General features: G+C 50.0%; 10 protein-coding genes. 6 read left to right on the top strand and 4 right to left on the bottom strand.

Translation table 11 applies throughout. The features are described 5' to 3' along the window. Positions 1-14 precede the first annotated feature (14 nt). Positions 15-737 carry a UDP-2,3-diacylglucosamine diphosphatase gene (locus tag L2712_RS10930; protein WP_248977807.1) on the top strand — a complete coding sequence of 241 codons (723 nt, stop codon included), beginning with the start codon at positions 15-17 and terminating at the stop codon, positions 735-737. Positions 738-770: 33 nt separating this feature from the next. Here the strand turns inward: L2712_RS10930 and miaE are convergent, their stop codons facing one another. After that, on the bottom strand, positions 771-1,535 hold the full coding sequence (gene miaE, locus L2712_RS10925) for a tRNA isopentenyl-2-thiomethyl-A-37 hydroxylase MiaE (protein ID WP_248977806.1): 765 nt from the start codon (positions 1,533-1,535) through the stop codon (positions 771-773). A gap of 253 nt (positions 1,536-1,788) precedes the next feature. Here miaE and L2712_RS10920 point away from each other — a divergent pair, with 253 nt between their 5' ends. Next, positions 1,789-2,385, top strand: coding sequence for a Yip1 family protein (locus tag L2712_RS10920; protein ID WP_248977805.1), 597 nt, complete (start codon positions 1,789-1,791; stop codon positions 2,383-2,385). 120 nt (positions 2,386-2,505) lie between these two features. Here the strand turns inward: L2712_RS10920 and glnS are convergent, their stop codons facing one another. The 3 genes from glnS to L2712_RS10905 all read right to left on the bottom strand — a co-directional run bounded on the left by glnS (position 2,506) and on the right by L2712_RS10905 (position 6,907). After that, complete coding sequence (gene glnS, locus L2712_RS10915; RefSeq protein WP_248977804.1) at positions 2,506-4,176, bottom strand: glutamine--tRNA ligase; 1,671 nt, start codon at positions 4,174-4,176, stop codon at positions 2,506-2,508. Positions 4,177-4,380: 204 nt separating this feature from the next. Next, positions 4,381-6,675, bottom strand: a complete 2,295-nt coding sequence (gene feoB, locus L2712_RS10910; RefSeq protein WP_033537655.1) for a Fe(2+) transporter permease subunit FeoB — start codon at positions 6,673-6,675, stop codon at positions 4,381-4,383. After that, the gene (locus L2712_RS10905) at positions 6,668-6,907 is read right to left on the bottom strand and encodes a FeoA family protein (RefSeq protein ID WP_011866315.1); all 240 of its coding nucleotides are present in this window, start codon (positions 6,905-6,907) and stop codon (positions 6,668-6,670) included. Before L2712_RS10905 ends, feoB begins: the two co-directional genes overlap by 8 nt. Before the next feature lie 401 nt (positions 6,908-7,308). Between L2712_RS10905 and L2712_RS10900 the strand changes: the two genes are divergently transcribed. The 4 genes from L2712_RS10900 (at position 7,309) to L2712_RS10885 (ending at position 14,572) form a co-directional block, all read left to right on the top strand. Then, the gene (locus L2712_RS10900) at positions 7,309-8,271 is read left to right on the top strand and encodes a DmsE family decaheme c-type cytochrome (RefSeq protein WP_428848617.1); all 963 of its coding nucleotides are present in this window, start codon (positions 7,309-7,311) and stop codon (positions 8,269-8,271) included. A gap of 15 nt (positions 8,272-8,286) precedes the next feature. Continuing rightward, complete coding sequence (locus tag L2712_RS10895; protein WP_033537654.1) at positions 8,287-10,398, top strand: MtrB/PioB family decaheme-associated outer membrane protein; 2,112 nt, start codon at positions 8,287-8,289, stop codon at positions 10,396-10,398. A gap of 31 nt (positions 10,399-10,429) precedes the next feature. Next, positions 10,430-12,349 carry an OmcA/MtrC family decaheme c-type cytochrome gene (locus L2712_RS10890; protein ID WP_248977802.1) on the top strand — a complete coding sequence of 640 codons (1,920 nt, stop codon included), beginning with the start codon at positions 10,430-10,432 and terminating at the stop codon, positions 12,347-12,349. A gap of 75 nt (positions 12,350-12,424) precedes the next feature. Further along, entirely contained in the window at positions 12,425-14,572 is a 2,148-nt protein-coding gene (locus L2712_RS10885) for an OmcA/MtrC family decaheme c-type cytochrome (RefSeq protein WP_052125458.1), read from the top strand. Positions 14,573-14,693 lie beyond the last annotated feature (121 nt).

Below are 14,693 nucleotides of genomic sequence, written 5' to 3'. Positions count from 1 at the left end.
AGGGCAGACAATTCTTGAATTACACCCTGTTTGTGGGCGATCTGCATCTTAGTGCCGATCGCCCCGATATTCTCGCCGCATTCAACCGTTTTCTCAGTCAAGACGCCAGCCATTGTGATGCCCTCTATATTCTGGGCGATCTATTTGAGGTCTGGGTGGGAGACGACATTGCAGAGCCTTTCGCTCTCGAGCTCGCCGAGCGTTTAAAAGCCTTCTCGGCGCACACACCTATCTATTTCGTCCATGGCAATCGCGATTTCTTGCTCGGTAAACGTTATGCAAAACTCGCTGGAATGACCCTGTTACCCGAAGTCTATTGTATAGACCTTTACGGCATACCCAGTGTTATTCTCCATGGTGACAGCCTATGCACCTTAGATAAAGCCTACCAACGATTTCGTCGATTTAGAAATTTCGGCTGGGCCAAGTTTATTTACAATCATCTGCCCAAATCCCAGCGTACAGCCATTGCCCATAAGCTGCGCCATAAGAGTAAGCAGAGTAATCAATTAAAAAGCTACAGCATCATGGATGTCGAGCAGAGTGCGGTCGAGCAGTTAATGCAGCAGACTGACACTAAGCGAATGATCCACGGTCACACCCACAGACCCAACATCCACCAGCTCACCAATAATCGCCAACGCATAGTCGTCGGTGACTGGTACGAGCAAGGAAGTGTGCTAAAGGTCAGTGCCGAGCAGCTGGTGCTGCAACGTCTGCCATTCGCCGACAACTAACCTTTGTTGCTCAACCGGTTAAACAGCTAGCGATTAACAAGGCCTGCCAGAGTGAAACTTAAACTCGCTGTCTGGGGCGCTGATAAGCTCCGCCTCAAGAGCTGCAAACTCGGCGACACGCTGCTCAATATTATCAGATGATATCGCCTGGGCTAACACCAGATAATCTTGATAATGACGGGCTTCAGAGCGTAGCAGCGAGACATAAAACTTGCGCAGCCCTTCGTCAAGATAAGGCGCTAACTTAGCAAAACGCTCACAGGAGCGCGCCTCGATAAAGGCGCCCACGATCAACTTATCCACCAGCGTCGCCGGCTCATGGGTGCGCACCGCACGCATCATACCTTTAGCATAGCGACCGGCTGTAAGGTTTTGATAAGGAATGCCTCTAGCCTGCATGATCTCAAGCACCTGCTCAAAATGATGAAACTCCTCTTTAATCAGGCGTACCATCTTGGCAATGAGATCCGCGCCGTAGGCGACACCGTCCTTTGGCCTAAGCTCACCAACTAATTCATTCTTCTTAACGTCGCGAGCAAGAAAAACATCGATATCTCGCTGTTTGTTATAGACAAAGTCTTCATAGGGTTTAGCCCACTGCAGCAACTGCTCACCGCTATCTTTATCTACCGCATATTTGCGAATAAGAAACATCGCGGTCTGCGCCGCCTTTAGCTCGCAATTACAATGATCGATTAATAACGCCGACAACTGCTCCGGTCGGCTGGCGACGGCGATCCACTCATCCGGGGTTTCACATTGTAAAAACTGCTTGATCGGCGCTAATAAGGCTTGCATTACACACTCTGAAGGTTAACAAACAAACGGCGCCTATTTTACTCATAAAATCAATCCTTGGGCACGCCTATCTGCCTAACAGATGAAAGTTAGCTTGACTAGTCTAAGTTTATGTTCAATAAATAAACTATGTCAGCCACATTGAAGCGGCTGTTTGGGAGCCTAAGGTCTATTGGTAGCAGACCGACAGGCATTTAGGGTTCGTCTGAAGTTTGGCGAGCACAGTAATGAAAGCTGAACAAGGATAACTATAATGATATTGAATCACTTAATGGGGTTATACACTCATCCAAAAGAAGAGTGGCACACAATTGAACAAAATCACGAAGCGCTCAAAAGCAGTCTCAGTCATGTCCTGTTAATTGCCCTTATACCGGCTGTTTGCACCTATGTTGCATCGACAATGATAGGCTGGAACCTCGGGGTATCCGATCCACTCTTCCTCACCAAGCAAAGCGCCTTGATGATGTCAGTCAGTATGTATTTCGGTCTAATCGCTGGGGTATTTGCCTTAGCCTACCTAGCCTTTTGGATGGCAAAGACCTTTGATGCACACCCAACCTATACCCAAGCCATTGAGCTAGCCGCCTATACAGCCACTCCGCTATTTATGGTGGGTCTGGCAGCACTCTACCCCGCTCTGTGGTTTGTGATGATTGTTGGGTTAGTTGGCCTAAGTTACTCTGTCTATCTGCTCTACACGGGGGTTCCCATCATCATGAACATCCCTGAAGAGAAAGGCTTTATCTACGCCAGCTCGGTCGTTACGGCCGGTTTAGTATTGCTGGTTGCCTTAATGGCCTCGAGTGTGATCCTTTGGAGCTACGGATTAGGCCCTATATATCAATAGCAACGATAGGCTAACGCTAAATACAAAAAAGGCTTTAGGGTGATCCTAAAGCCTTTTTTAATATCGAGTGGGTGCTAAGTTAACATCAAGCTAGCACCCAACTAAAACTGAGCCTAAGACTTAGTTAGAAGAGTCTCGCAGCGCAACTGTCAGGTTAAAGACCAGATGCTCAGGTGATGAGTCTTTGTTGTCGGCGCAGAAGTAGCCTTCTCGTTCGAACTGGTAAGCCTTTTCGGCTTCGGCCTTCACCAAACCAGGCTCTACAAAGCCATGTCTGACCACGAGAGATTCAGGGTTAAGCACCTCATCAACCGTCTCGGCCGCAGCTGGATTTGCCTGATTAAACAGTCGGTCATACAGACGGAACTCAGCAGGAACACAGCTAGAAGCCTCAACCCAATGGATCACCCCTTTCACCTTACGACCATCAGCCGGGTTCTTACCTAGGGTTTGATCATCATAGGTACAATAGATGGTGGTCACATTGCCCGCTTCATCTTTGTCGCAGCGCTCAGCCTTAATCACGTAGGCATTACGCAGACGCACTTCCTTGCCCTGAATAAGACGCTTGTATTTCTTGTTGGCCTCTTCACGGAAATCGTCGGCATCGATATAAAGCTCACGACCAAAGACCAGCTCACGCTGCCCCATAGTCTCTATAGTTGGGTGCGCTGGTGCAGATAGCTTTTCAACCTGGCCTTCAGGATAGTTTTCGATGATCACCTTTACCGGATTGATCACAGCCATGGCACGCGGCGCGTGCTCGTTAAGCTCCTCACGGATACACGCATCTAGCATACCCACTTCGACCATGTTGTCTTGCTTGGTCACGCCGATACGACGACAAAACTCGCGAATAGACGCTGGCGTATAACCACGGCGGCGTAGACCTGCAATGGTCGGCATACGCGGGTCGTCCCAACCTGACACTAAACCGCGAACCACAAGATCGTTAAGCTTACGCTTAGACATCAAGGTGTATTCCAGATTCAGGCGCGAAAACTCATACTGACGAGTGCGGTTTGGCGCCTGGAAATCATCCAGGTTATCCAATACCCAGTCATATAGGCGACGGTTATCTTGGAACTCCAGAGTACAGAGCGAATGGGTAATATTTTCAATCGCGTCAGAGATGCAGTGAGTGAAATCGTACATAGGGTAGATACACCACTTGTCACCTGTCTGATGATGGTGAGCAAAACGGATACGATAGATCACAGGATCGCGCATGCACATAAAAGGCGATGCCATATCGATTTTGGCTCGCAGGGCGCACTCACCCTCTTTGAATTCGCCCTTACGCATCTTCGCAAACAGCTCAAGGTTTTCTTCCACCGAGGTGTCACGATAAGGGCTGTTCTTACCCGGCTCTTTTAAGGTACCGCGATATTCACGGGTCTGCTCACCGTTAAGGAAGCATACATAAGCCAAGCCCTTATTGATCAACTCAATCGCGTACTGATGTAACTGATCAAAGTAGTTTGACGAGTAACGGATTTCACCATCCCACTGGAAACCTAACCACTTGACGTCGGCCTGAATAGAGTTAACGTAATCGATATCCTCTTTCTCAGGGTTGGTATCATCAAAACGTAAGTTACATAGCCCCTTATAGTCCTTAGCTAAACCGAAATTCAAGCAGATCGACTTAGCATGACCAATATGAAGATAACCGTTTGGTTCAGGCGGAAAACGCGTGTGTACACTCGTGTGCTTACCGCTTTCTAAATCTTCATCTATGATGTTACGAATGAAGTTACTAGGACGTACTTCGGTGTCCACATGACTCATGGAAATCCTCTTTGCGAACTCTAATCATCGGCCGCACAATCGCCGCTCGACATTAATTGGGGAAAACCTGCATATTCCTACAGATCTCGCTTCGTTACAACGGCCAAATAGCAAAAACTGACATCATTTAGCGCAAAAACAGAAAAGCAGCGATAAATCGCTGCTTTTCTGTTTTTAACGACTGACTTAACGCGGGTCGATTGTCTATTCAGTTACCACATTGATAACAGGAATGATCGTCTGGGCGCGCTGCCCTTTGCGCTTAAGCCAGAGGTAAAAGACCACCAAGGCCACCACAAAGAAGGCTATCCAGAGACCCGATTGCAATGGGTGAGCCGCAAAGGTCATCACCTGATAGAAGACGGTTGCTGTGCCATAGGCCAGTGCGAATGTCCAAGTCGCTGCAAAGGTCGCCCAGCGAGAGCCAAATTCGCCCACTAACGCCCCCATTGCGGCCACACATGGCGTATAAAGCAAGATGAAGAGCAAGTACGCAAATGCCGCTGTAATACCTGTAAAGCCACTCTGCAGCGCACTGAAGGTCGAGGTATCTACATCCAGCTCGCTTGAGGCAGTTTCAATACTCTCGATATCCCCTACTGACATAGATAGCGGATCTTCTGGCGCGATACCAAACAAGTTCTCAGGAATCGTTGCTAAGGCTTCACTAAAGCTTTCAGAAAATGGTGCTAAAGCCTCCTCGTCACCACCCGAAGTGGAATAGAGACTATTTAAGGTGCCAACTACCGCCTCTTTAGCAAAGATACCAGTGATGATACCGACTGTGGCTGGCCAGTTGTCTTTCTCTATCCCCATTGGTGAGAAGAAAGGAGTCACCTTTTGACTCGCCACACTCAGCACAGATTCAGAGCTGTCTTCATGTCCGAAGCTGCCATCGACACCGATAGAGTTAACAAAGTGAAGCAGAGTAACCACAATCACAATGGTTTTACCCGCTCCTAGAATAAAGCTCTTGGTGCGCTTACCGGTTCTGGCCATCACCGCCTTAAACTTAGGCTTTTCATAGTTAGGCAGTTCCATCACTACGGCGCTGCTGCTGCCGGGTAGTAAGGTCGACCTTAGCAGTAAGCCTGTACCGATAGCCGCGAATACACCTATGATATAAAGCAAAAACACTAGGTTCTGGCCCGATTCAGGGAAGAAGGCCGCTGCAAATAGGGCGTAAACAGGCAGACGTGCACCACAAGACATAAAGGGTGCCATCATACCCGTCACGATACGCTCACGCTCACTGCCTAAGGTACGGGTCGCCATAATTGCAGGCACTGAACAACCAAAGCCGACAATCATAGGCACAAACGCCTTACCCGGCAAACCGATGCGACGCATCAATCCGTCCACCACAAAAGCTGCGCGAGCCATATAACCCGAGCCTTCTAAGACAGACAGTGCCAAAAAGAGCGCGGCGATCACCGGAATAAAGGTCGCAACGGTTTGAATACCTTGTCCCACGCCACCAGCAACAATAGTGACTAACCAAGCAGGCACGCCCACGTTACTCATAAAGGCGCCGAGATGGTCAACAAACAAGGCACCGGCCGTGATATCGAAGAAGTCGATGAAAGCACTGCCCACATTAATACTGAACATGAACATCAGATACATCACGAACAGAAATACTGGGACCCCGGCTATCGGATGCAATACCAGCTTGTCTAAGCGATCACTGATGGTTTGTACATCGGCGGCTTTTACCGACTCGTTAAATACTTTCTGCACGAAATCAAAACGAGTAGTCGCTACCATGATCTCGATATCTTTGCCCTGAGCCGCAAGTTTCTCAGAGCACTGAGAAACCTCTGAAAGCATCTGGCCATTTTTACACTGACCACAGCCTAAGCCATTGCCCATCATTGCCAAGGCTCGGCCACGACTCAGTTGGCTGTCTCGCTCAAACAGCGCTTTAATTCCCGCCTCAATCTCAACATCGTAATCCAGTACCAATGGCGCCTCTGAGACCTTGCCGTCTAGCAGATCCACCACCTGGGCCTGAACCTGCTTAATATCATTGACATCACGAGAACAGACGGCGATCACCGGACAGCCTAACTCTTTGGTCATCTTGGTAACATCGACCTCGATCCCCTGAGCCTTAGCTGCATCTATCTTGTTGATCACCACCACCATAGGGATACCAAGTTCACGCAGCTGCACCGTCAGGTATAGGTGACGCTCAATGTTGGTCGCATCCACTAAGTTGATGATGCCATCCATCTGCGCCTCAGCCAGATACTGCTGGGCAATTTGCTCATCGAGAGAGCAATCGCAGCTGCTGCCTGCTGGCAAGAGATCGTAAATACCGGGAAGATCCGTCAACAACACCTCAGTGTCATTTAACGTAAATTGGCCAGTCTTTTTCTCAACCGTCACCCCTGACCAGTTACCCACCTGTTGGTTAGCTCCGGTTAGGGCATTAAATAGTGTTGATTTACCCGCATTTGGGTTGCCAACAGTCACACAATGAAATTGTTTAGCCATGAGCCAGCTCCACCTCTATTACCTCTGCCAAGTCCTTACGCATGCATAACTTACTGCCACGAATGGCCAACTCTAATCCCGAGCCAAGTGGGGCACGTCGTAATAATGTCAAAGAGGTGTTGGGGGTGATCCCCATAGATAAAAGCTTGCGTTTCACCACCGCAGGCAGGCTAATTTGGCCAACCTCGGAGATCACTGCACTGTCGCCAGGCTTTAATTCGCTTAATTTCATATTGCAACTCTACCTTTTCAGGTCTCGATAAATCTGAACTACACCAGATTCTAACGGAGCAAGGCTTCCAATAACTTTATCTAGATCAATATTTATGATTGGAAACGATAATAATTTTCAATTGTATTTTATATTATGTGACAGATATCTCAATGAGAAAACGAGATAATTAAATGAGAATCATTTTCACCAACAAGGGCATTCTACGTCCCTACCTCACTCCAACAACGTGATCAAGATCACATATAATGCCAATTCGTTCTAAAACATCACTTTTACAGAACAATTATCGATACAAAAGTTACACATTCGTCACAAATCACACCTATTATTTAGAATTGGTAAATTAGCAATCTTTAAAGATAACAACTAAAAACTTTTCTGTGCTTGGATGGATGATGATGAAAAAGGAATCTAACTGGCTGCTTGCGTTCAAGCTAGCGGCTCTAATCGTACTATACCCACTCCTCAGTGTGTCGATTCAGGCAACCCCTTGGGACAAAATGCCCGCCGAAGAGGTTGAGCAAATCCTCGACACTAAGTTTGCCGAGGGACAATACTCTCCCAAAGGCGCCGATAGCTGCCTTATGTGCCACAGAAAAAGCCAAGAGGTAATGGCCCTTTTCGATGGCGTACATGGCGATCCTCAAGTAAAAGGCTCTCCCATGGCAGATCTCCAATGTGAAGCCTGTCACGGCCCTATGGGCAAACATAACCGTGGCGGCAAAGAGCCCATGATTACCTTTGGTACCCAATCTCCTGTGCCCGCTGCAAAACAAAATAGCGTCTGTATGAGTTGCCATAACGACGACAAGCGTATGGCTTGGAACGGTAACCATCATGATAACGCCGATGTGGCCTGTAGTGATTGTCATCAGGTACATATAGGTCATGACCCTATTAGCGATAAGGCCCAGGAAGTTGCCGTCTGCACCAGCTGTCATACCCAACAGAAGGCCGACTTACACAAGCGCAGCAGCCACCCACTCAAATGGCAGCAGATGGTCTGTAGCGACTGCCACAATCCCCATGGTGGATTGGGTGATGCAGGCTTAAAACAGATGAGCGTTAACGAGAACTGTTATGCCTGCCACACCGAAAAACGTGGTCCTAAGCTATGGGAGCACGCACCGGTGAGCGATAACTGCGCTAACTGTCATAACCCCCACGGCGCAGTCAACGAGGCGATGTTAATCGCCAAGCCGCCGCAACTTTGTCAACAGTGTCATGCCAGCGATGGCCATGCGGCTAATCCCGTATTTGCCAACAGTCCAAACGCCTTTAATGCGGGACAAAGCTGCATGAACTGTCATGGCCAGGTACATGGTTCTAACCACCCGTCTGGCAAACTTCTGCAACGTTAATGAGGGAGCATAGCGATGATTAAACAAGATGGATCTCAAAGACTCCCATGGCGTTTAAGCCTGTTGGCCTTAGCTGTGATCAGCAGCTATGCCGGCGCACAAGGATATGGGCTTGCCTCGGCCAACCGTGACAAAGTCAAACTTGATGCCTGGGAATGTAAACGTTGTGAAGTCCCTAAGGGTACAACGGGAATGATAGGGGCAGGAATTGCCTACAATGATGGCGGTGATAGCCGTTTCGGCAATACAACAGGGACAGACCAAGATGGCGCCGTAGCAAGCCTTGAAGCGGATCTTGCTCACAAGACAGATTCGAGCTATCAAACTCGCTTCGAAGCCAATCGTTTAGGCTATGATGCCGGCTCAGCCTCTTTAACCACGGGGCGCAAAGGCCAATATGAAATACAAGCAGCCTATCGAGGCTTTGCCCGTTACGACAATAATAGCGCCCTAACCCCTTACCGCCGCGATGGCCAGACATGGCAATTGCCTAGTGAGTGGCAAAGCGCTGCAACCACAGATCAGATGACAAGCCTGTCATCCAGCCTCAGCCCTGCAGAGCTTAAGATCACCCGGGACCGCTATCGTATCGATGCTAACTATACAGGTGACTTCTATGAAGTTGCTCTTGGCTATCAACATGAAGAGCGTCAGGGCAATCGCCGCGCCAGTGTTAATCTGCTTACCAATAGCACCTTATTGGCCGAGCGTATCGAAGATAAAAACGATCGCGTCAATGCCAAACTCTACTTTCGTGGCGATCACTGGCTCACGGGCATAGACGCCGAAGTCAGCCAATATCAAAACGACTTGAGTGCTCTGCACTGGCAATCGGCCTTCAGCCCCACCTTCGGTGCCGCCTATTATGGCCAAAATGCCGTGGCTCCTGACAACAAAGCTTATCGCGTCGCTGGTCATAGCCAATTTTCCGCTGAGGGCCAACAGGTCATTATGCATCTGGGCTTTACTCGTATGACACAAGATCAGGCGTTCTTACCTGCCACCATCAATGGCCCCTCGCCTACGTTACCAGCGACGGACCTAGCAGGCCAAGTAGATCTGATAGAGATGAAACTAAAGTATCACGGCAGGCTGACACCAGCCTTTAGCCTCAGAGCGGGGTATGATTATCGAGACCGTGACAACAAGACGCCAATCTTCAGCTATCCACAAATTGTCACCGACAGCTACTACAGTGGCGATCGGCTCAATCCAGACTACGACCGCACACGTCAGCAGGCCAATCTAGGCGCCAAGTACAGATTCACCCGCAGCCTCTATCTTGACCTGCAATATCAATATGAACACAACAATTACAACGGCCTTGATAGAGACACTCTGCAGGAGTCCGATATTGAAGCCAAGCTCCACTACAGGCTTTCTCCCCATTGGCAAGCTTGGTTAAAGGCCGAATATCGCGATCGCAACGGCAGTGAATATCATGGCATGACCGCCAGCAACAGGCCCAATAACCCTCTGCTGAGACGCAGCTACCTCGCCGATCGCGAGCACCAAGGTTATGGACTTTATGCCAGCTACAACGGCGGAGCCTATAATGTCACATTAAATTTGCATACCCGCCAAGATGATTATACTGACACCCAGATAGGCCTGACACAGGTAGACAGCCAAGGCTATGATCTGTCAGCGCAATACGCTATCAGTGAAAACCTAAACTTCAACGCCTTTGTCAACCAGGACTGGCGCGACAGCGATCAGGCTGGCAGCAATAACTACGCCGGAGCCAATTGGTTTGCAAACACTGAGGACGAGGCCACCCTCATAGGGGCAGGCATTGACTATAGCAACCTGCTTGAAAAACGCCTTAGGATAGGACTTGACTATAGCTTCAGTGATGGTCAGAGCGACACCGAAGTGAGCCAAGGGCTACACAATCCCTATGGCGACTATTACGCCACCAAACATAACATCAATGCCTTCGCAGACTTTAGCCTGAGCAATGGCTTAGGTCTGAGGTTCGATTGGATCTTCGAGCAGTACCAAGATGCTGACTGGGCCAATGACCAGCTCATGCCAGACAGCATCCCCAACGTGTTGAGTTTCGGTGACTTAAGCCACGATTACAGCGCCCACTACTTTGGAGTGACCCTGAGTTACCGTCTGTAACTCAGGTACCACCCCGTATGCCAAGGAAGCGATGATGAAGATGAACAACCCCATTTGTTATGTAGCCCTCTTCGGGCTAATGACCCTATTATCAGCCTGTGGTGGCGATGATGGTAAACCCGGCAACCCAGGTGAACCCGGCGGCCCACCAGCCATGGTGATAGATGATCTCCATATCACCTTCGATCAGGTTGATATGGAGGGAGGCGTCGCCACGGTCAACTATCGTGTCACCAACCAAAACGATGAGCCTGTGGTGGGGGTGCCCACTGCCACCTTTATTGCCGCCCAGCTGTTACCTCAAGGCTATACCAATGCGGGTAACAGCTCACAGTGGCAATATTTTACCTCTGAGAACTGCAATGCCAGCTGCCCAGGGAGCTATGTCGACCATAAAAATGGTAACTACAGCTACACCTTCAGTGCAGCCTTTGATGGCATGAACGACATAAGCTATCAGGCTGGCGCTACTCAACGTATTGTAGTGAAGATGGGCGGCGATACACTTGCCGATGGGACTTCCCTTCCCATTACCAATCAGCACTTTGACTGGCAGGCGGAGACAGACGGAACGAGTAGCGATCCCGCTTACAGCCGCAATCTGATTAAGATAGATACCTGTAACAGCTGTCACAACGATCTCGCCTTCCACAGAGGTAACTACAACCAGATTGAGACCTGTGTGACCTGTCATAATGCCGATCGTGTCAGCAATCCAGATAACATCTTCACCCAGATGATCCACGGCAAACATTTAACCGGCTTCCCAGGTTCGCTGGCTAACTGCCAAACCTGTCACGCCCAAGATGAAAGCCTGAGCGAACAGATGAACTGGGCTCGAGTGCCAACGATGGAGGCCTGTGGCTCTTGTCATACCTATATCGACTTTAAGGCTGGGGAAGGCCACCCCGCTCAACTTAACAATGCCAACTGTGTCGCCTGCCATAATGCCGACTGGACAGCCAGCGTACACAATGACGGTGGTAACGAGCAGGCACTGGCACAATTTAAGCCAGTGATCACTAAGGCGATGCGAAGCGGTGATACCGTCTCCTTTACCCTTGCACTTGAAAACCCGAGTAGTGGTGAGCGGTATACCTCCAGTGCCGACCAACTCGACTTTATATCAGACCTCCGAGTCTACGCGAACTGGGGCACAAGCTTCGACTATGCCACTCGTTCGGCACGCTCGATTCGTCTGCATGAAATAACGCCTCTCGCCGGCAGTAATGGTGCCTTCGACTATCAAGTCACTGGGCTTAGCGTGCCAGCGGGTAGCGAGATGGATAAGGGCACCTTAGCGATACAGGGACGCATCTGCGCGGCCGATGGCGTATTGGGTAGCTGCGATAACGAAGCCAACAGCCAAATCGTCATCAAATCCAGCCACAGCTTCTTTAGCAGCGAGGCGCTCAGTGATAGCGGACGTCGCGTGGTAGTGACTAATGACACCTGTGGCAGTTGTCATGGGGATCAACAACTGAACTTCCATGGTTCGCGAAATGATCTCGAAGGCCAATGTCAGCTGTGTCATAACCCTAATATGGTAGCCGAAGCCAGCGAGAATCCTTCGACGACCACTGCCGACTTTAAGCACCTGATCCACGCCATTCATAGCGGCCAGCGAGCCGGTTATGAAGCCATCAACTATCCTGGTGACATAGGCAATTGTGCCCAGTGTCATAGCAATAATGACGGTGTACTCTCGCCAGCGCTGCCACTCGACCCAGGAGTTAAACCTCTGGCCATTAGTGACGGTAGCTACACCAGCCCAACTGCGGCAATCTGTAGCGACTGTCATAGCAGCGAGACCAACAAGAATCACATGATCCAGCAAGGCGCCGTGTTTATGGGCACCCTGTCAGATGCTACCGCAGGTACTGAAAGCTGCGCGACCTGTCACAGGTTGGGCGCAGAAGCCGATGTCCTGAAAGTACACCCAATCAAATAACCCGTGGAGGCGCCAGTATCGCTGGCGCCTATCCTAACAAGCATTGATAGATAGATTAAAATGGAACGCACTATGATGGATATAAAGAGAAAGGTGAATAGATGGAGCCTCATTGCCCTAAGTTGCAGCGCGCTCCTGCTAGGTTGTGGCAGTGACGGTAAGGATGGTGAAGATGGCGCTGACGGCCCTATCGGTGTCAATATCGATGACACGCCTACCGTAATGGCCGAATTTACAGAGGCCTCGGTCGAAGATGGACAGGTAAGCGTGACCTTTAAGCTGGAAAATGCCAATGGCGTCGCCGTACTCGGCCTCACCAAAGATTATGATTTACGCTTTGGGGTCGCCCAACTCGCTAATGTCGTCGAAACTATAGATGGTCAGGAGTTTGATCGCGGCTACCAGTGGCAAGCCTACATCAATAGACTAAGACAGCCAGGCTCTTTACCTGAGGATACCTCAGGGCTTAACCCCTCCCCTCAGTACCAAGCAAACGTTGAGGCCGCAAGCAGCTGTGAAGACTGTTTCATGGATAATCTTGACGGTAGCTACACCTATAAATTTCAGCAAAATATCGCCAATGTGGCCGAACCACTGGCGATCACCTATAACGGCGACAACACTCACAGGGTGACACTGGAGCTGAAACTGCCTCAGGCAACCGCCAATGCTCACCATGACTGGCAACCATCAACAGGCGCTACCGACGGGATTCAAACCCGCAATGTGGTCAGCAAAGAAACCTGCATGAACTGCCACCAAGAGGAGAGTCTGGCGCTCCACGGCGGTCGTCGTATCGATCTGGAAAACTGCGCCAGTTGCCACACCACAACCTCTGGCGATCCAGAAAGTGGCAACAGCGTTGCATTTGCTCACATGATACATGCCATCCATAAGGGCCAGAACAGAGTCACCAGCACCCCTGAAGGCTATGTACCCGCGCCTTATAAGATAGTGGGTTTTGGTGGCAGCCTGCACGACTATGGCAAGGTGATGTTCCCGCAAAAGCCGGCAGCCAATTGCGCAGCCTGCCATGTCGAGGGCGACGATGCCCCTAGCGATGCCGCGCTGTTTAAGGCCGATAAGTCAAACCTTGCCTGTATTGGCTGTCACACCGAAAAACCGTCGCAAAATCACTCCAGCACCAACTGTGTTGCCTGTCATAACGCGACGGATACCTACTCAGGCACAGGTAACGCCGAGAAGCGTCATGGCGATGTCCTCAAGGCTTATACGCTAGCACAGGCCATGGGCGTTAACTTTAGCAACATAGGCTTAGACGCCGATGGTAAACTGAAGTTTGATGTGCAAGTTACCGATGCTTCAGGTAATGCAGTTGGCGCAGACTATATTGAACTGGGAACCCGAGTGGTCGTCGCTTGGGATGTCGATAAAGACTATCCAGCCTATAGCGACGCTTCCTATAGCAACCGCCGTTTCAGATTGTCTCAAGGCACCTATGACGATACCAGCAAGACCTTTACCATTGTGGCTAACACCTTCGATATGCCACTAGATGCCACAGGTAAGACATTTGAACTCTGGTCGGCCATTGAGGTCTGCTTCAACAATGGTGGCTATGGTGTAGCTGAGGTGGTGATGACCGCCTGTAGCGATAACACCCGTTCGGTAGCGGTAAAAGAGGCACCTTACCAATTCGTCTGGTCTGGTACTGGTGTTGACCAGAACGGGCAAACCGCCATGCGCCGTGCCATTGTCGATACGGCAAAATGTCAAACTTGCCACAACCAGGAAAACCACCACTACAATAATGGCTACAACTGTCAGACTTGTCACACCTCTGATAAAACCACACGAGGAGATGAAGGTTACCCAGGCGGTCGTAAACCAACCAGCTTCGCCTTTAAGGCGCACGAAGCCGAAGGCCATTACCTGAAATACGCAGGCGTGCAGTCGGGCACAGTACTGAAAACAGACTGTCTCACCTGTCATACCGATGGTGGTTTTGAACTTGGCCGAGCCAAAGACCGCGTCTGGCGCTATGGCGATACCACCACAGGCGTCGATATCTGGGTCTCATCCGATGCTGGTGCCTGCCTCAGCTGTCACCAGAAATACCTTAAGGACTCTGGAGCGGCCCATATCCAGACTAACGGCGGTATCTTAGATGGTATGAGTGCTGATGACGTTCGCAGCCGCTCTGCAGAGAGCTGCTCAACCTGCCACACACCAACTCAACTACTGGGTATTCATAACCCTTAACCCTCAGCTCAGAAAAGGAGGCTTTAGCCTCCTTTTCTTCACCCCACCAACCTTTAGACAACATTCAGACAACCCCACAAATACAGATTGTGACCAAACGAAGCGCAATCGGTCATCAGCC

It is taken from the genome of Shewanella marisflavi (genome assembly GCF_023283925.1).
GTDB lineage: Bacteria > Pseudomonadota > Gammaproteobacteria > Enterobacterales > Shewanellaceae > Shewanella > Shewanella marisflavi.
Note: the sequence above shows the minus strand (reverse complement) of the source record. Positions and strands in the feature narration are given on the sequence as shown.

Coding starts and splice junctions, on each gene's coding strand:
- miaE (WP_248977806.1), bottom strand. CDS start 1,535: ATGCAAGCCTTATTAGCGCCGATCAAGCAGTTTTTACAATGTGAAACC.
- L2712_RS10920 (WP_248977805.1), top strand. CDS start 1,789: ATGATATTGAATCACTTAATGGGGTTATACACTCATCCAAAAGAAGAG.
- glnS (WP_248977804.1), bottom strand. CDS start 4,176: ATGAGTCATGTGGACACCGAAGTACGTCCTAGTAACTTCATTCGTAAC.
- feoB (WP_033537655.1), bottom strand. CDS start 6,675: ATGGCTAAACAATTTCATTGTGTGACTGTTGGCAACCCAAATGCGGGT.
- L2712_RS10905 (WP_011866315.1), bottom strand. CDS start 6,907: ATGAAATTAAGCGAATTAAAGCCTGGCGACAGTGCAGTGATCTCCGAG.
- L2712_RS10900 (WP_428848617.1), top strand. CDS start 7,309: ATGAAAAAGGAATCTAACTGGCTGCTTGCGTTCAAGCTAGCGGCTCTA.
- L2712_RS10895 (WP_033537654.1), top strand. CDS start 8,287: ATGATTAAACAAGATGGATCTCAAAGACTCCCATGGCGTTTAAGCCTG.
- L2712_RS10890 (WP_248977802.1), top strand. CDS start 10,430: ATGATGAAGATGAACAACCCCATTTGTTATGTAGCCCTCTTCGGGCTA.
- L2712_RS10885 (WP_052125458.1), top strand. CDS start 12,425: ATGGATATAAAGAGAAAGGTGAATAGATGGAGCCTCATTGCCCTAAGT.